The following is a 17515-nucleotide window of genomic DNA, read 5'->3' as shown; positions in this document are numbered from 1 at the left end:
GGTGAGAAGCCTGATTTTCAGGCTTACCACCCTTACATATCATAGAAGAATCTTATTTACAGACTTTTTCTCATAGTCTCTTCAGATTGTTAGCTTTTGCCGTTTCTGTGATGCTGTAGATAATGGCACTGGCATTTGCGCCATCCAGACTGTCGATCAGCTTCCATGTATGCTTATGGAGACAAAAGCTACGCAGAGCACTTTCTGTCGCATTATTATCCATAGGAATATCACCGTCTTCCAGAAAGGCTTTCAGAGAAACTTCCTGATTGATACAGTAGTTGATCCCATCCAGAGTCTTTCCTCTGGAAAGCTGATTTTTAGTCTGGATCTCTTTTGCCCATGCAAAGAAGGCCTCTACAAGAGGTCTGATATTGGCCTGACGGTACATCTTTCTGACTTTTGCAGACTGTCCCTCCATCTGGTTGTCCAGATGATAGATTGCTGCGATCCGGCTGACTGCTTCGTAAGCTACAGTCTCTTTCGCATTTTTCTGTGCTGCTTTCGGCAGGGCTTTCAATGCCTCCGCAAACCTGCGCCTTGCATGTGACCAGCAGCCGGCAAAGACGATGTCTGGATTTTCCCTGTCCAGCTTCCTGTATGCAGAGTAACCGTCGCATACTACGATCCCTTTAAAATCCTTCAGGAATTCTTCCGGATGGTCCGCTTTTCGGGTCCGCTGGTATTCATACAGGATGATCGGAGTATCCGTATAACTCTTTCCGGTCCGATAGATCCACATGTAACTTTTACTGTTTACCGGCCGTCCATCCTTAGTGACCATGACCGGAGTCTCATCAGCCTGAAGTACATGAAACTGATACATCTCCTTATGGAGCCGGTCATAAAGGATTCCCAGATACCTGTCCGCACACTGGATCATCCAGTTTGCCATGACCTGTCTGGAGATATGGATGTCATTCCGCAGGAATTCCTGGCTGATCCTGTAAAGAGGAAGCCCGTTTACGTACTTGGCATTCATGATGCTTGCCGCAAGTGACGGAGTGAGCAGGCTGTTACGGAGCAGATTCTTCGGACGGTCCGCTTTTATGATTGTCTGGTTGTCCTTACCAGCGTAGACTGCCACATGATGTTCTTCAACAGTATAGACTGCCGGCTGCACACGTACCCTTTTATATATCTCGTCTGGAAGCTGTTTCCATCCATCTGTGCCAAAGACATCCTGGAGTTTTTCTTCTGACAGGGTATGGACGATCACTTCAATCGGAAGATCTTTTAGATCTGCCTCCCGTTTTCCTTTATTTTTACGACGCGGCTGTATCACATCTTCCTCAACAGGCTCAACCACATATAGTGTTTCCGTAAGTGCTTCAGCCTCATTAAATATAAGCTCCAGTTCCAGCTGTCCGGAGATCGTTTCCAGTTTTTCGGAAGAACGGCCGTAACGCTTAGTGTTTGCGTCAGCGATCTGCTCGATCAGGCGCTCCATGTTTGTATTCAGCTGATGAATCTGATCCTGCATGGACAGGATGACTGCCATAAGTGTTTCCCTGCTGAAATTATTCAGTTCTTCTTCTGTATATACTTTTGCCATGGATGCCGTTCTCCTTTATCTGATGTTCCTATTGTAACGCAAAGATAAAGAAAAAGCGAATCAGGCAGACAGGGTATTCGTCATTTTTACTAATAGATGAATACTCTGAAAAACTCAAAAAACTATTAGTTTTTCGGGCTTTTCAGAGTACTTATCCACAAGCCCTGTAAAGGGGCCTGAAAGTACTCCTGAATAAATGAAGGCAGCGGAATTATGAAAAGTGGATAACTCTTTTTCGGGACTTATGATGATTGGAAGATGTTTTTTTATTTTCTCTGTTTTGCACAGGATCTTATAAGATCTTATCCGGTCTGACTTCCTGGATCGGATGGCGTGCAACAATTTCCAGTCCCTGCATGAGATATTGGTACTGCTCTGGGGTGATCTCCAATGCTTCTTCTTTTGTGCGGGGCCAGTTGAATGCACCCAACTCCAGTCTTTTGTATAGAAGCAGGAAGCCATCGCCTTCCCAGACCAGCCCTTTGATGCGGTCAGTACGTCTTCCGCAGAACAGGAACAGAATATCTTTTTGATACGGATCCAGCTGAAAATTGAACTTGATAATGGATGCAAGCCCCTCCATACCACGTCTCAGATCTGTGTAGCCGGTAGCGAGATAGATCCTGCGGAACCCGGAAGCATCATTCAGCATGAAAGATATCTCCGATACGTGACAGGAGTTCTGCTGAAACGGAATTGGATATCTCTACAGAGACCGGTCCTTTTCGGAGGATGATATCCGGATGGAATCCATCTCTGACAGACTCCTGTTTTATTGGAATGCTGATCTCTGCGAACGAAATCTTTTGTGGGCTGGTTTCATCTGCCGGGTCTGTGATAACCGAAAGGTCCTTTGATGTCGAAGCAGCAAAAGCTTCTTTTCTGAGAATCCTTTGCCAGTAAAAGAATTGTTTGTCTGAGATCCCATTAGCCCGGCACCATTCAGTTTTATTCATACCGCTGTTCAAACATTCATTCATGATCTGGGTCCAATGTTCAATGCGGACCTGACGTGTGATCTTATCCATAAGATCCTCCTTTAAAAAACTTTTAGTTTTACAAAGGGATTATCTCATGGTTTTAGGTGAAAAGCACGGTACTAACTATTTACCGTATACTTGGAAATTGTACAGCGTTATTTAAGAGGTGATATTAGCATTAAACAATTAGCTGATGAATACCATATTTCTTCAAATGCATGTATACAAAAATGGCTAGCTCTTTATCGTGAGCATGGTGAAACGGGGCTTTGTACCACACATGGAACTTATAGTGGTGATTTCAAAGTTTCTGTTGTAGAATATATCTCCCAGCTATTTTTACAATGCAGTGTAAATCTTCAAACATGAGTACCGGGTATCAAAAATCCCCGCATTCTAGTGGGGATTGAGCTGACTTTATGAAAATAGATATGCACATTGAAAAATCAAGTTTTTTTGTATCGGCTTGGACATTCTTTCTGGATTCTGGGTGACCATGGAAGAAAATTATCAATAAACCTGATATCTTTGTCATCCATATGCTGAGGGATCTCCGTAAGCAGCAGGTTGAAATATTCAAAGGTATTTAGCATGTTTGCCTTTGCTGTTTCGACCAGGCTGTACAGGATCGCACTTGCCTTTGCACCAGTGGAAGATTCAATCATTACGAAGTTTTTACGGCCAATGGTAAAAGGCCGGATTGCCTATTCTGCATATTATCCTAATATCAGTATAAGCCAGTGAAAATGCGATCCGCCCGTTTACAGTAGGCCGGAAAAACTGGCTGTTCTGCGATACACCAAACGGAGCCCAGGCCAGTGCTATCGTGTATACAATGGTAGAAATGGCAAAAGCCAATGGAGTAAACGTCTATCACTATCTTACTTATCTGCTAGAAAAACTGCCTGATGATAGGATGAGCGATGATGACTTAGAACTTCTGGCACCATGGAACGAAAATGTCAAAGCTGAGATTCCCTGTACGCTGATTGTCAAGGTAGTTGTCAGTAAAAATATATATTTTTTGTTCTTCCAGGTTATCAGATATTGTTCTGTACCTGACGTGAGTATCAATAAATTATCCACATTTATTGGCAATCACGTCAGGCACAGAATCCGGTCTGATTACCCTCATTTTGAATGAATAGATTTTTACGAAACAGCCATCTGCTCATCAGTTCCTTCGGATTGTTCGTGTACCTTATCTGGGTTCAGATATACAGTATCCGGAAGACTCCAGTCACGGGTTGCACGTCCATTCCAGCGTTCTGGATGCTCTGCTTTAGCAGCTTCGTAAACTTCTTTACGTTTAGACAGTATCTTGTCGGACAATCCGCTGCGACGCTGATATGGAGTAAGAAAGTTTAGACCACTGTGATGATGATCGTGGTTGTACCACTTTACAAACAGGCTGACCCATTCCCGAGCCTCTTCCAATGTTTCAAATCCTTTGGGCTGATAATTAGGACGGTATTTCAACGTTTTGAAAAGACTTTCGGCATAGGGGTTATCATTGCTTACACGCGGTCTGCTGTTTGAAGGAGTTATACCAAGCTGATAAAGGGTCGCTAACATCGTTGCGCCTTTCATGGGGGAGCCATTATCAGAGTGTAAGACTAATGGCTCTGTAGTAAGTCGACCTTGTTTTAAACAGATCCTTTTGATCAAACTACTGGCATAGTCGGCACTTTCTTCTTCGTAGACTTCCCAGTCAACGATACTCCGATCGTAAAGATCTGAGAAAAGGTACAGATAGTAAAACATACCCTTATGTGGACCATTCAGATATGTGATACCCCACATGTATACCTGGTTTGGAGCTGTTGCACTGTATGTAGATGGACGGTTATGCTTAGGTGCTTCACTACGACCACGGTGATTCAGCATTTTTTCTTCCCGTAATCCCTGTGTGTTAGGATAGTTGTCAGTGAAAGACTGGCAGGAAGAACGGGGATATTATTAAAATTTAATTTTTTAACTGCTATTACTTATATTCACTTTCATGCTAATATATATTATCATATTAGCATGAAAGGAGAATCTATATGACTCAATTTGAAAAATTAGATTTGTTATTGCGTGAATGTGGAGGGACAATTCAGACATTTGAAGTTCTAAATAATGGAATTAGTAAGTCTGTGTTTTATGCATATGTGAAGGAACGAGGATTAGAACAAGCTGCTCATGGTGTGTATGTATCACCGGATACGTGGACAGATGCTATGTACATCTTACATTTACGTTGTAACCAGGCCGTGTTTTCTCATGAAACTGCATTGTTTTTCCACGATTTAACAGACAGAGAGCCTTTGAAATATACTATAACTGTGAGAACCGGGTACAATCCGAGCCGTTTGCAGGAAGATGGCTTTCAGGTATATACAATAAAAAAAGAATTACACGAGGTAGGAACTACAACTATGCAGACATCATTTGGACATGCTGTTCCGGTTTATGATATGGAGAGAACGATTTGCGATCTGCTTCGCAGCAGGAAAAATATTGAAATGCAGGTATTCCAAGATGCATTAAAGCAATATGCAAAATGTAAGGATAAAAACTTGCGGATGCTTATGAAATACGCAGCTATGTTTCATGTTGAAAACATACTTAGACCATATTTGGAAGTGTTACTTTAGATGATAACAACGGCAAGACAATTAAAGGATTTAATTCGTAATATGTCAAAGAAAAAATCCGCAGATGCACAGATTTTGATGCGGAATTATATGATGGAACGTTTTTTAGAACGAATTTCTTTATCAGAGTATAAAAACCAGTTTATATTAAAAGGTGGAATGCTAGCGGCGGCAATGGTTGGTCTGGATGCCAGAGCTACTATGGATCCGGATGCTACCATAAAAGGCACTAATGTTAGTGTGGAGGATGTAAAAATGATTATATCCCAAATTATATCAATTCCACTGGACGATGGTGTTTCATTTCGAATCAAACGGATATCGGAAATCATGGAAGAAGCAAATTATCCTGGTGTTCGTGTAAGCATGGAAACGAAATTTGATGGTGTAATCACACCATTAAAGATTGATATTTCTACAGGAGATATCATTACACCAAGAGAAATCAAGTACAACTTTAATCTTATGCTTGAAAATCGCACAATCGAGGTATGGGCATATAATCTGGAAACGGTATTGTCTGAAAAACTGGAAACTGTTATTAGTCGAAACGTTACAAACACGCGAATGAGAGATTTTTATGATATCTATATTTTACAAAAACTATATGGAGAGCAACTTTCAAAAGATGTATTATGGGATGCACTTGTTGCTACAGCTAAGAAACGAGAAACTTTAGAACAGATAGAAGTTGAAGATATAGACGAGGTATTTAATGAAATTCAATCAAATTCTGTTATGGAAAATTTATGGAAAGCTTATCAAAAAAATTATACTTACGCTACTGACATTTCATGGCATAGCATTATGAAATCAATTCGCACATTATATGAAATCATATCAAAAAATACATATAATTTATTGCAGTTCCCAAAGAACGCAGAAAAGCCGAATGACGGAACAACAAAACAAGGGAAGGAGTTGCATCATGAATAGGATTTTGATTATAGATGATGACAAAGCACTGTGTGAATTGATTAAACGTAGCGTACAAGCAGAAAACATAGAAGCTGATTTTTGTAATACCGGAAAAGAGGGTTTACAGAAATTAAAAGAGCAGGAATACCAGCTTGTAGTGCTGGATGTGATGATGCCCGGAATGGATGGCTTTGAAACGTTGGAAGAAATTCGCAAGGAGAACAGTCTGCCGATTTTGATGTTTACATCCAAAAATGACAGTATTTCTAAAGTGCGGGGCTTACGGGCCGGGGCGGACGATTATCTGACAAAACCGTTTGATATGGACGAACTGATTGCCCGTATTGCGTCCCTCATTCGCCGCTATACCCGTTTTAATCATCAAGCCGGAGCTGTGCAAAAACTGAATTTTGATGGATTGCAAATTGACCTTGAAAATCGTTCTGTTACGACGGAAAATGGCGCTTTTGAACTTCCACCAAAGGAATTTGATCTGCTCCTGTACTGTGCAAAGCATCAAGGAAAAATTTTGACAAAACAACAGATTTATGAGGAAGTTTGGGGCGAAGAATATTTCTATGACGACAGTAACATTATGGCGATTATCAGTCGGCTTCGTAAAAAATTAGAAGTCAATCCTTCAAGCCCAAAGTATATACAAACGGTCAAAGGGATTGGCTACCGATTTAATAAGGAGGTGTAATCAGTATGGAAATCATTGTATTCTTGTCCATTGTGATTGCTGTTGTGGCTGTATTGACTTCCATCGTTCTCATTCGGCGTGTAAAAAAACAAATAGCAGAAATGACAGATGTGCTGGTTGATGTGAAAAACGGAAATGGCAACCGGCGTATTCTATCTGCAACAAATGAACTGACAGCACCTCTTGCCTATGAAATCAACGAGATCGTTGTGGCTTATGAAAGCAGACTTTCAACTGTACGGCAGACAGAAGAAACCAACCGCCAGCTTATGACGAGCCTTTCCCATGATGTGCGAACGCCCCTTACTACTTTGATTGGGTATCTTGACGCTGCACACAAAGGACTGGTCACAGGAAAAGACCGGGATGATTATATTGAAACCGCCCGCCGGAAAGCCCATGATCTGAAAGAATATATTGATGTACTCTTTGACTGGTTCAAGTTAAATTCTAACGAGTTTGCTTTGGAGATCCAGAGCGTTGAAGCCGCAGAGCTGACAAGAAATATCCTAATCGACTGGATACCGATTTTTGAAGATAAGCAGGTCGATTATGACATTGATATTCTCGAACAGCCTGTCTGGGTAAGATTGGATACGGACAGCTATATGAGGATCGTCAACAATCTCATTCAAAATGTAATCGCTCACAGCCATGCAGACAAAATCAAAATTGCCCTGTCAAAGAAGGAAAATAACATGGAGCTGCTGCTGGCGGATAATGGAGTGGGAATTGAGAAGGAAGATTTGAAACACATTTTTGAACGGCTCTATAAGTGTGACAAAGGACGGTCTGAAAAAGGAAACGGTCTTGGTCTTTCTATTGTCCATCAGCTTGTAGAAAAGATGGGTGGGAGTATAACAGTTGAAAGTTTGCTGGGAAAAGGAACTGAATTTATGTTGCTTTTTCCTTTGGAGAGTTAAGCGGGTTCCCGTCTTTATGGCGGGAGCCTTTGTCATTTTACTGGATTTCAAATTGCAAGGTTAATGCAAGGTTGCGGCAAGGTTAATGCAAGGTTGGCATGATAGAATATCTTACAGAACAGGAGGTTTTGAATATGGATACAAATTATATCATTGAAACAAAAAATCTGACGAAGCAATACGGCTCACAAAAGAGTGTGGCTGACTTAAATATCCATGTGAAGCGTGGGAGAATTTACGGTCTGCTGGGCAGAAACGGAGCCGGAAAAACCACTACCATGAAAATGCTGTTGGGCTTAACGAAGCCGACTTCCGGGGAGGTCAAAATCTGGGGAAAGTCTTTGCAAGGGAATGAAAAGAAGCTGTTGCCCCGTATCGGAAGCCTGATTGAGTCCCCAGGTTTTTATCCCAATCTGACCGGCACAGAGAACCTGCGTATCTTTGCTACTCTGCGGGGCGTACCAAACAATCATGCTATCAAAGATGCTCTGGATCTGGTAGGACTGCCCTACAAAGATAAAAAGCTCTTTTCACAGTATTCTCTTGGTATGAAGCAGCGGCTTGCCATTGCCCTTGCCGTTATGCACGATCCGGAGCTTTTGATTTTGGATGAGCCGATCAACGGCCTCGATCCCATTGGTATTGCAGAAGTACGCTCCTTTATTCGGGAGCTTTGCGACGCAAGAGGAAAGACTATTTTGATTTCCAGTCACATTCTTTCGGAGATTTCTTTGCTGGCTGACGATATTGGAATTATCGATCACGGCGCGTTGCTGGAAGAAGAAAGCCTTGCTGAGCTGGAGCAAAAAAGTAGTAAGCATATCCGTTTTACGCTCTCTGATACTGCACAGGCGGCAAGAATTTTGGAACGCAATTTCCATGAAAACCATTTCTCCATACAGGACGACCACAATCTGCGCCTGCACAACCTGGATCTGCCTGTGGGGAAAATTGTAACTGCCTTTGTAGAAAACGGATTGGAGGTATCGGAGGCGCATACTTGTGAAGAAAGTCTTGAAGATTACTTCAAGCGTGTGACAGGGGGCGAAGGAATTGCTTAAACTAATCAAATGCGAATTTTTGAAATTGAAACGGAAGAAATTTATTCCGCTGATTATTTTGGCTGCGTTCCTGTTTCCAATCCCGCTGACTTATCTGATGACAACGCCCTCTATGATGGAGCGATATACGGATCGGGCAGATGCTTTCGATGGACTATTTAACATGGTGTTGGGATATGGTATCCAGTTTTTACTGCCCTGCATTATCGGAGTGATTGCCGCCATCCTGTTTTTTATGGAACGCGACAACGATACATTCAAAAATTTGCGTACAATTCCAGTAACCAGCACGCAAATGGTACTTGCAAAGATCATTGTCCTTTTTATCTTTGGAATTGTTTTTTGCGTGGCTTCTACTATTGCAACAATTCTTTGCGGAATTGGAACATTAGAAGTTTATGGAATTGGTTATAAGCTGTTTTTGGCGGTTGAAACGGGGATCTTCATTACAGCAGGAACACTCCCGTTGATTGTCCTTGTTGTCTTTTTCAGTAAGACCTATGTTTTTTCCATTTTGCTGTGTGTCTTTTACAGCGTTCTGAACATGAGTGCTACGGCATTGTTTGACACACTGCCTAAAACCATGTTATGGCTTCTGCCCACGCCACTGACTACATTTTGGAGTGCGGGAGATATGGCGGCTCATGGAATAAAAATGGACTTGGAGCAAATGACAGGGCTAATTCCTTCAACATTTCAAGTTGTATTCATTCTTGGAATCATGGCATTCGTTTCGTTCTTACTGATTGACAGATTATATAAGCAGAGGGGGGAATAAACATGGTTCGCCTTGTAAAAACAGAATTTTATAAATTGAAAAGGTATCATATCCTTTGGGCGGGCGTTGCACTCATGCTCCTATCCGTCCTGCTGACCTTGTTTACCTCTATGGCGAATGATGGTTCCGTTTGGGATTTCGCCTATCTTACAGAACAGGTCATCAAAAACAATATGTCCATGATTTTTCCGATGTGTATCAGCCTAATTGCTGGATATATGATTTCTCGTGAGCAGACGGATGACACACTGAAAAATATTCTGACTGTGCCGATTTCTTTTAAGAAGCTGCTGACCGGAAAATTGATTGTGTGCGGCGTATTGTCTATTATTTTCGGGCTGATATGCAGCTTGTTTACAATCATAGCGGAAATGATTGTGGGATTTCCAGGCTTTGAGATTTCCTTAGCTCTAAAAGCAGCCTTGCAGATTACTGCGGTTAATTTCTTTTTATATCTTGCGGTTTTGCCGATTATCGCTCTTACTTGTCGGAGGACAGGTAGCTTTTTAGTCGGTGTAATCATTGCTTTTGTCTATGGATATGGAGGGATGTTTGCCGCAGGAAATATGACATTAGCAAACCTTTATCCGATTACCGCAAGTCTTGGAATGGTAGGCTACCGCAGCTATGATACCGCAGTCAACTGGAATATCGGAAGCTGTTCTTGCAGTCTTGTGCTTGCTGTCGTTATTTCTGCCATCTTGATTTTGTGCATGAAAGAGCGAGAAGCAACCCAAACAAAGAAAAAGGCCAAAAAGGTAGCACCAAAGAAAGGCTGGTGATGATTTTATTAAGAAAATAGTTTTAGCATTGGCATTTGTCCTTTTGGGAAGTTTTATGATTTCTGGCTGTTCAAAAGATGAAATTCTCAATCATTATAATAATATCGTTCAGTCGGCTGGAGTCATAGAGCTTACAGGAAAGTTATCTTTGGAAGGAACAAAAGAAAAAGGGATTGATGATTATACGGGAACTTATACGGCTGATTATGAGAATTTTTCAGATTCAGAGTATTTGTTTGGAGGAACTTCTATAAAGCGAGAAGCTGGTAAGGATTTGTCTATTGATTGCACTTTGGAGGTTGCGGAGGGAACTGCAAAAGTATTTTGGATTTCTGGATCTGATGAAGCAGTCACGTTGATTAAAGCAACCGGAACTTATAGTGACACAATTACACTTCCTGATGGTGGAAATTATTTTGGCATTGAATGTGAGAATTTCACTGGAAGCATTGAATTAAATATTGAATAACATTCTGCCGGACGACGGCAAAAGAAAAAAAGCCGCCGTTTCTTTGCGTTTACACAATCCTATGACGACTTGCAGGGACACGGTAGCCGATTGGAGGTTATTTTGCCGTGTCTCGTTTGCTTTTTCAAAGCTCACATGATCTACATCGGTTAAAAAAAGCATTGCTCCTCCTCCGGGCAAGTATAACATTGCATCGGCATTATCGTTCCATGTAATTCAGTATAATAATGGCTGTTCTTGGCGCGCCAGTTTTCCCTCACGGAAATCTGGCGTTTTTTGTTGCCATTTTTTCGGAGATGACCCGGTTGTCTGCCGGTGTCGGTCTCCGCCTCCATTCGATTCACCCGTCAATCACCCGTGAATCGAAATGGAGGTACATAATGAAGAAAATTAACCTTCGGGAACTTTATCCTGATGTTTATACAACAGACTTTTTTGTAGATGTGACAGAGGAAGTAATGGAGACTATTCGAGCAGCTGAACGTGCGGAGACTGCGTATGAGCGAAAGATGTATCGTTATAAAGCACAGTATTCTCTGAATTGCGAGAATGGCATTGAAAATGCGGTGTTGTTGAAGCCGCCAGAGAAACAGGCAAAGAGGATTTATGCCCGATAATACTACCTGGGAATGACGGTAAATGCAAGCTGTGTCCGAGGCAGTATCCGCCGTGGCTTAAAGCAGCTCGGAAAATATTTTTGATAAAGTTTCATTTGATGAGCCTGTTTTTGTCAGTGTTAATAAGAAGGTTATACCGATTTGAAGTGCGCTTATTAAGAAAACGCCAGATCCAGGGGCGTATCACCTCTGCATCTGGCGTTTTCTTATAGATTTGTACTTGCCTGTTTATCCAATATACGGGAATATTAAAGTAGCTTCACACCCTTTCGGGAAAACATTAGTAAGTTTGAAATTGCCGTTATGAGCTATGGCGACTTGTTGGACAATCAGCAATCCAAGCCCATGTCTTAAATCAAGCCGTTCATCTGTGCTTTCCATATAATGCGGTTTTTCTTCCAGCTCTTGCAGCTTTTCAGCAGACAGACCCGTTCCGTTATCCGTAACCGCCAAGATAAGATGGTTTTGCGATGCTGTAAGCGAAAGGCAGACTTCACAGCCCTGAGGGTTGTGTTTCATGCTGTTCTGGACAAGGTTGTTTACAGCCCGCGAAATCAATCTGGCATCACATTCCAACACAGCATTTTCGGCGTCAGGAGTGATCTTAATTCCGATGTTGTAGCTATCGGAAATTCCTGTATTCAACAGGTCTGCTACATAGGATCGCAGTAGTTTGGATAAGCGAACCATCTCTTTATGAAGCGGCTGCATCTCATATTCCAACTGCGATACTAAATTCAAATCCTGCACCAGCTCTTTGATTTTTACACTTTGCTTCCGTACTATTTCCGCCTGTTCACGGATGCTCTTGCTGGCAGCTTTACTTTCTGCAATACGGCCCGCATACCCCATAATCATGGAGAGAGGTGTGCGGATGTCATGGGAAACGCCGCTGATCCAGTTCGCCCGCGCTTCATTTTGCCTATTCAAAATGGAAGAAGCTTTGTTTACACTGCTTGCAATTTCCGATAGTTCTCCGCTGATATGAAGTGAAACTGGCTTTCCGTCTGCCAAAGTTTCCACAGCGGACACAATCGGTTCGGTATTGTGAATGATTCTGCGTTTGGAAAAGTAATAGGCTGAAAAGAGGCACAGCACATCCAAGCCAAGCATCCCCAGCACAAAGATGGGGAGTCGTTGAAGTGCTGCAATGGAATAGTAATTGCTGGTGAGTTTTGTGTAGCTGTCTGTGGGATAGCCCAGCACCAACAATCCATCATCGGTGTTCCAAATAAAAACCGGGTAATCCTCAATATACCCTTTTGAAAATAGTGCGACATCTTGAATTGTGTAATTTTTCGGCACATTGTCCGGCAAATCAACTGACCAATAACATTGACCATCTGTATTCAAGTAGATCGCCCAAATATGATTCTGTCGGAGCATTTGCACCGCCTCATCCGATAATTGTTCCGGCGTAGCGGCGGTAGCAGTCATTTCCAACATGGATTGTGGGGATGAATCGCCATAATCCTCGGTCACAATCTTTTGAAAAGTCAGACCGAATACTACTGCATTAAGAAAAAGCAATATCAGAATAAAGGCAACGAACGACACAAGATATTTAGATATATAACTTCCGAATGATTTCATGACATCACTTCCTTGCTATCAGCTTATAGCCTAATCCTTTAATGGTTATCAGGGACACGGGTTTTGATGGATTGGTTTCAATCTTTTCCCGGACGCGCCGGACATGAGCATTGAGGCTGTTTTCGTAGCCAAAAGGATTATCCCCCCAGAGGGCTTCACAAAGCGCATCTACGGTAACAATCCTTCCAGCATTACGGGCAAGCGTTTCAAGTAAAGTATGTTCTTTGGCTGTCAGGGAAATAATCTCGCTGCCCTTATGGACTTCGGCCCGGCTGAAATCAATCGTACATCCATCCAAAACAAGCAGCGGTGAATCCTCTTTGTAGGTTCGCCGCAGTACCGCATAGATACGCAGTAACAGTTCCTGCGGCATAAAGGGCTTAGAAATGTAGTCATCTGCACCAAGCCCCAATCCCGATAATTTGTCTGCTGCTTCGTCCTTTGCTGTTAAGAAAATGATCGGCACATTGGTAAAAGTGCGGAAATGCTGCATCAGAGAAAAGCCATCCCCATCCGGCAGCATGACATCCAAAACAATTAAATCGGGAGTTTCCTCTTTTGCGGTCAAAATAGCTTCTTTGACCGTCATTGCGGTAAGGACAGTTTCAAATCCTGCATCTTTCAATATATCTGAAACCATTTTCAATAGTTCCTGTTTATCATCTACCAACAGGAGCTTTTTAGTATGTAAAAAGGAATTATCCATAGCAGTTTCTCCAATCTGAATTTATTTGTTTCTATTATATCATGGGCTGTCCATTCTGCGTTCTTGTTCCTTGAAAAGTAAGGTAAAAGTAAGGACGGGAGAATGTAGATGTCAGGTTGAAGTTGTACCATAGAAGCATCGAAAGGAGATGTTTCTATGGACTATATCATTACAACGGAACATTTGACCAAGAAATATAAGAACTTCACTTCGGTCAATCATGTTTCGCTTCATATTCGCAAGGGCAGCATTTATGGTTTTCTTGGCCCGAACGGGGCAGGCAAATCCACTACCATGAAAATGCTGTTGGGGTTGACCGCTCCCACAAAAGGCAGCTTTACCATTGATGGGAAACAGTTTCCGCAGGATCGGATTGCCATTCTCAAAGAGATCGGCTCTTTCATCGAAGCGCCATCTTTCTACGCAAATCTCACCGGGCGGGAAAATCTTGACATTATCCGCCGCATTTTGGGACTGCCGAAAGCTGATGTGGAAGATGCTCTGGAACTGGTAGGGCTGACCGAGTTTGGCGACCGGCTGGCAAAACAGTATTCGCTGGGAATGAAGCAACGCTTGGGCCTTGCCGGGGCGCTCTTGGGGCGTCCGCCGATTCTGATTCTGGACGAACCCACAAACGGTCTTGACCCGTCTGGTATCCACGAAATCCGCAATCTGGTAAAATCCTTGCCCAGCCTTTACGACTGCACGGTGCTGATCTCGTCCCATATGCTGTCTGAAATCGAATTGATTGCAGATGACATTGGGATTCTCAACCACGGGAGGCTGCTGTTTGAGGGAAGCATGAATGATCTGCGTCAATACGCCCTGCAATCCGGCTTCGCTGCGGACAATCTGGAAGATGTGTTTCTTTCTATGGTTGAGAAAGATAACATGGACAGAAAGCAGAGGGCAAAATTATGAAAACGCTGGCAATCGAACTTCGGAAAGAAAAGCGAACCGGCGTGATTCCCGTGCTGCTGGCCGTTGGTGTCTTGGGAGCCGCCTACGCATTTGTCAATTTCATTGTGCGGAAAGACACACTTCTGAATTTGCCGCTGGCCCCGATGGATGTCTTGTTGACCCAGCTCTACGGCATGATTATGGTGCTGAATCTGTTCGGTATCGTGGTTGCTACCTGCATGATCTACAACATGGAATTTAAGGGAAGTGCCGTAAAGAAGATGTATATGCTTCCCGTCAGCGTCCCAGCCATGTATCTGTGCAAATTTCTGATTCTGACGGTCATGTTTTTGGTTGCAATCGTGCTGCAAAACCTGGCACTTGCACAGATTGGAATGACGGACTTGCCGGACGGAGCATTTGAGATGGGTACGCTGGTACGCTTTGCCGGATACTCTTTTCTCACATCCATGCCGGTACTGTCGTTTATGCTGTTGATTTCCTCGCGCTTTGAAAATATGTGGGTGCCGCTTGGAATTGGTGTTGCCGGTTTTCTGAGTGGTATGGCCCTTGCAAATTCGGGGCTGACGCTTTTGCTGGTGCATCCTTTTGTGATTATTCTGAAACCAGCAGTAGCCATGAGCGCCCAGCCTGATTCGACGGTTGCCCTTGTCGCTTTGGTGGAAACACTGTTGTTCCTTGCTGTGGGCTTGTGGCTGGCGAAGTACAGACGCTACGAGTAAGGAGGGATAATAAGAAATGAGCTTTTGGGATTTACTCAAAATCGAGTTTATGAAAGTAAAACGCTCCAAAATCGTACCCCTGATTTTCATTGCACCTTTATTGGTGGTGATTTCCGGGGTTGCGAATTTGAGCAACTACTTTACACCGGAATACACCAATGCGTGGCCTGCCATGTTTATTCAAAGTACGCTTGTTTACGCCTACTATCTGCTTCCATTCAGCATGATCGTGGTTTGCGTGATGATCGCAGGACGAGAAACAGGAAATAACGGGATTCTGAAAATGCTGGCGCTACCGGTCAGCCGCTGCGCATTATCCATTGCCAAATTCTGTGTGCTTACCTTTTATCTGTTTATGGAGATGGTGGTGTTTCTTGTCGTATTTGTAATCGCTGGGCTGATTGCGACACAGACAATGGGAGTAACAGAAACCCTGCCGATCCTATATCTTCTGAAATGGTGCTTGGGGCTGTTTCTGACTATGCTGCCGTGCATTGCGGCTATGTGGGCCATCACTGTGCTGTTTGAAAAACCGCTTCTTTCTGTGGGATTAAATCTGCTGCTTGTGATTCCCGGTGTATTGGTTGCGAATACGCCGCTGTGGATCGCCTACCCGTACTGTTACAGCGGTTATCTCGTTTCCTGCTCTCTCCATGACTTTACAGCAGAAACTTCCGACGCCGCTTTTTCGGTGTTTCCGTTCCTGCCATGCGCGATTGTAGTGTTTGGCCTGTTTTTCGCGCTGGCTGTCACCCAATTTGGGAAAAAAGAAATGAGGTAAAACTATGGAAAAGAAAAAATTTCAATCAGTTAGTATCGCTGCGCTCATTGTGAGCATCCTACCACTGGCGGCTCTTGCCCCATCGCTTCTGCACCTTTCGCTGTCGGATGGAGTCCGAACCGCTTGGACCGGGGCCAATATCGTTTTTGTCCTGCTGGGTCTGATTCTTTCGGTGGTATGTGTGCGGAGCAGGGAAAGCCGCAGCATTATCAATATTGTATCAACTGCAATCAGCGTTTCTTGGCTGCTGCTGATGGTGGGAATTGTTGCGCTTGCCATGTTCCTTACTTTCGTTCAGTGAGGAAACGATTATGCGTAGAGTTGGGAAATTTATTGGATGCTGCCTGATCGCGGTTTCTTTGCTGGCTTGTACTGCCTGCTCCATCTCGATAAGGTTAGAGCAAAAAGCAAAGCTGTATTATGGTAACTATTGCTGTAAAACGGATTTTGATTTAATTCGAAAAATTAAAGCCTTAGTCAAGTAACTAACTACAGACACCATCTGCCAAACGACGGCAAAAGAAAAAAAGCCGTCGTACAGCAGACAATGTGATACGCCCATTTGAAACGGCGGCTTTGAGAAATCAGAGCCACCGTTTCTTTACGTCTACACAAACCTATGATGAATTTTCAAGGAATATTGTAGCCAATAGTGATTTAAATTGTTATATTTGTTTGAAAATCAAAAAAGATCTAGTGAATCTTCTGCATATACCCACATTTGCAAATTTTCATCAAGATATAATCTTGTATATTCCAGTGGTTCATTAATAGCAAGTTCATTTAATACACAGTCTGATCCAGGCGTGGTTTTTAAGTCCTTCTCAGCTTCCCAACAATCAATGCGAAGCATATAGCCGGCACTGGTATAAACATCAATACTGTTGCACTGTGGATTGTATTCTGCAAATATTGTTCTCATCGTATCCCATCTCCTTATGATTCAATCGATCATTAATTGTAAAAATTAAGAAGCATTCCAATCAGTTCACCATGTCAGTTTTATTTTGTGTTATACTATTTTATATAATTTTTTTGCCCTTGTATTTTCCCTTATCAGAGTTCGTAAACACTGGTGGGACGATATAACCCAAGGGAAACAATAAGGGAAAGCTCGCCTGTGATAAATTCAGTGTTTTCAAGGGTTTGCGGAGAATTTAACAACAAGATATAACAGTTATTAAATTTCTTAAAACAGGTGAAATCTCAATCGGAATTGACCGAGCACATTGGGCGAGGGATACTTCCTATTTGAAGGGAAAGAAGATGGAATTGAAGAGTTTAGAAAAACTTGAATTTAAGGAGCTTATAGATGAAATTAGCAGATTTAGCAACAGGTTCTGATTGGATAGTGTGGATTGTCTTTG

Annotated in this window: 21 protein-coding genes and 2 pseudogenes; 15 read left to right on the top strand and 8 right to left on the bottom strand. The window is 42.7% G+C overall.

Going from position 1 to position 17515, the window contains the following annotated elements; genetic code table 11:
* Window positions 1-70: 70 nt before the first annotated feature.
* The 3 genes from tnpC to tnpA all read right to left on the bottom strand — a co-directional run bounded on the left by tnpC (window position 71) and on the right by tnpA (window position 2583).
* Complete coding sequence (gene tnpC, locus GPK58_RS11270) at window positions 71-1555, bottom strand: IS66 family transposase (RefSeq protein ID WP_252195804.1); 1485 nt, start codon at window positions 1553-1555, stop codon at window positions 71-73.
* A 292-nt stretch (window positions 1556-1847) separates the two neighbouring features.
* Window positions 1848-2207: an IS66 family insertion sequence element accessory protein TnpB gene (tnpB, locus tag GPK58_RS11265; protein ID WP_015524382.1), complete on the bottom strand. Its 360-nt coding sequence runs from the start codon at window positions 2205-2207 to the stop codon at window positions 1848-1850.
* Window positions 2197-2583: an IS66 family insertion sequence element accessory protein TnpA gene (gene tnpA / locus GPK58_RS11260; protein ID WP_173734722.1), complete on the bottom strand. Its 387-nt coding sequence runs from the start codon at window positions 2581-2583 to the stop codon at window positions 2197-2199. Before tnpA ends, tnpB begins: the two co-directional genes overlap by 11 nt.
* Before the next feature lie 90 nt (window positions 2584-2673).
* Between tnpA and GPK58_RS13455 the strand changes: the two genes are divergently transcribed.
* Complete coding sequence (locus GPK58_RS13455) at window positions 2674-2904, top strand: helix-turn-helix domain-containing protein (RefSeq protein WP_215638661.1); 231 nt, start codon at window positions 2674-2676, stop codon at window positions 2902-2904.
* Window positions 2905-2981: 77 nt separating this feature from the next.
* Here GPK58_RS13455 and GPK58_RS13385 read toward each other — a convergent pair whose 3' ends face one another.
* Window positions 2982-3200, bottom strand: coding sequence for a transposase domain-containing protein (locus tag GPK58_RS13385; protein WP_118511417.1), 219 nt, complete (start codon window positions 3198-3200; stop codon window positions 2982-2984).
* Window positions 3201-3274: 74 nt separating this feature from the next.
* Between GPK58_RS13385 and GPK58_RS11245 the strand changes: the two are divergent.
* Window positions 3275-3505: pseudogene (locus GPK58_RS11245) on the top strand (transposase domain-containing protein); the annotation flags it as partial.
* Between the two features lie 182 nt (window positions 3506-3687).
* Here the strand turns inward: GPK58_RS11245 and GPK58_RS11240 are convergent.
* Window positions 3688-4422 carry an integrase core domain-containing protein gene (locus GPK58_RS11240; protein ID WP_118511419.1) on the bottom strand — a complete coding sequence of 245 codons (735 nt, stop codon included), beginning with the start codon at window positions 4420-4422 and terminating at the stop codon, window positions 3688-3690.
* Between the two features lie 158 nt (window positions 4423-4580).
* On the opposite strand from GPK58_RS11240, the gene GPK58_RS11235 reads away from it, so the two are divergent.
* From GPK58_RS11235 to GPK58_RS11195, 9 genes and pseudogenes are all read left to right on the top strand, one after another.
* Window positions 4581-5174, top strand: coding sequence for a type IV toxin-antitoxin system AbiEi family antitoxin domain-containing protein (locus GPK58_RS11235; RefSeq protein ID WP_118511421.1), 594 nt, complete (start codon window positions 4581-4583; stop codon window positions 5172-5174).
* Complete coding sequence (locus GPK58_RS11230) at window positions 5175-6110, top strand: nucleotidyl transferase AbiEii/AbiGii toxin family protein (protein WP_215638660.1); 936 nt, start codon at window positions 5175-5177, stop codon at window positions 6108-6110.
* The gene (locus GPK58_RS11225; protein ID WP_118511425.1) at window positions 6103-6795 is read left to right on the top strand and encodes a response regulator transcription factor; all 693 of its coding nucleotides are present in this window, start codon (window positions 6103-6105) and stop codon (window positions 6793-6795) included. Before GPK58_RS11230 ends, GPK58_RS11225 begins: the two co-directional genes overlap by 8 nt.
* 5 nt (window positions 6796-6800) lie before the next feature.
* Window positions 6801-7718, top strand: coding sequence for a sensor histidine kinase (locus GPK58_RS11220; RefSeq protein WP_118511427.1), 918 nt, complete (start codon window positions 6801-6803; stop codon window positions 7716-7718).
* A gap of 134 nt (window positions 7719-7852) precedes the next feature.
* Window positions 7853-8779: an ABC transporter ATP-binding protein gene (locus GPK58_RS11215; protein WP_007860248.1), complete on the top strand. Its 927-nt coding sequence runs from the start codon at window positions 7853-7855 to the stop codon at window positions 8777-8779.
* Complete coding sequence (locus tag GPK58_RS11210; protein ID WP_024738632.1) at window positions 8772-9557, top strand: ABC transporter permease; 786 nt, start codon at window positions 8772-8774, stop codon at window positions 9555-9557. The genes GPK58_RS11215 and GPK58_RS11210 overlap by 8 nt, the downstream gene beginning before the upstream one ends.
* 2 nt (window positions 9558-9559) lie before the next feature.
* Window positions 9560-10339: an ABC transporter permease gene (locus GPK58_RS11205; protein ID WP_215638659.1), complete on the top strand. Its 780-nt coding sequence runs from the start codon at window positions 9560-9562 to the stop codon at window positions 10337-10339.
* Window positions 10340-10346: 7 nt separating this feature from the next.
* Window positions 10347-10808 (top strand): hypothetical protein, encoded by a 462-nt coding sequence (locus GPK58_RS11200; protein WP_215638662.1) that lies wholly within the window; start codon window positions 10347-10349, stop codon window positions 10806-10808.
* Window positions 10809-11188: 380 nt separating this feature from the next.
* Window positions 11189-11509: pseudogene (locus tag GPK58_RS11195) on the top strand (sigma-70 family RNA polymerase sigma factor).
* A gap of 144 nt (window positions 11510-11653) precedes the next feature.
* Here the strand turns inward: GPK58_RS11195 and GPK58_RS11190 are convergent.
* On the bottom strand, window positions 11654-13018 hold the full coding sequence (locus GPK58_RS11190; RefSeq protein ID WP_215638658.1) for a sensor histidine kinase: 1365 nt from the start codon (window positions 13016-13018) through the stop codon (window positions 11654-11656).
* 4 nt (window positions 13019-13022) lie between these two features.
* Entirely contained in the window at window positions 13023-13724 is a 702-nt protein-coding gene (locus GPK58_RS11185) for a response regulator transcription factor (protein WP_215638657.1), read from the bottom strand.
* A 156-nt stretch (window positions 13725-13880) separates the two neighbouring features.
* Here GPK58_RS11185 and GPK58_RS11180 point away from each other — a divergent pair, with 156 nt between their 5' ends.
* From GPK58_RS11180 to GPK58_RS11165, 4 genes are read left to right on the top strand one after another with little or no spacing between them, the layout of a single operon-like run.
* On the top strand, window positions 13881-14645 hold the full coding sequence (locus GPK58_RS11180) for an ABC transporter ATP-binding protein (RefSeq protein WP_119243647.1): 765 nt from the start codon (window positions 13881-13883) through the stop codon (window positions 14643-14645).
* Window positions 14642-15367, top strand: coding sequence for an ABC transporter permease (locus GPK58_RS11175; protein WP_215638656.1), 726 nt, complete (start codon window positions 14642-14644; stop codon window positions 15365-15367). The genes GPK58_RS11180 and GPK58_RS11175 overlap by 4 nt, the downstream gene beginning before the upstream one ends.
* 16 nt (window positions 15368-15383) lie before the next feature.
* Window positions 15384-16148: an ABC transporter permease gene (locus tag GPK58_RS11170; RefSeq protein WP_021653131.1), complete on the top strand. Its 765-nt coding sequence runs from the start codon at window positions 15384-15386 to the stop codon at window positions 16146-16148.
* 4 nt (window positions 16149-16152) lie between these two features.
* On the top strand, window positions 16153-16449 hold the full coding sequence (locus GPK58_RS11165) for a hypothetical protein (RefSeq protein WP_195273884.1): 297 nt from the start codon (window positions 16153-16155) through the stop codon (window positions 16447-16449).
* Between the two features lie 381 nt (window positions 16450-16830).
* On the opposite strand, the gene GPK58_RS11160 is transcribed toward GPK58_RS11165, so the two are convergent.
* Window positions 16831-17070, bottom strand: a complete 240-nt coding sequence (locus GPK58_RS11160) for a DUF6061 family protein (protein ID WP_195567690.1) — start codon at window positions 17068-17070, stop codon at window positions 16831-16833.
* Window positions 17071-17515: the final 445 nt, after the last annotated feature.

This window comes from Blautia sp. MCC270 (assembly GCF_018785605.1).
Lineage (GTDB): Bacteria > Bacillota > Clostridia > Lachnospirales > Lachnospiraceae > Blautia_A > Blautia_A fusiformis.
This window is presented reverse-complemented; position numbering and strand designations above follow the sequence as displayed.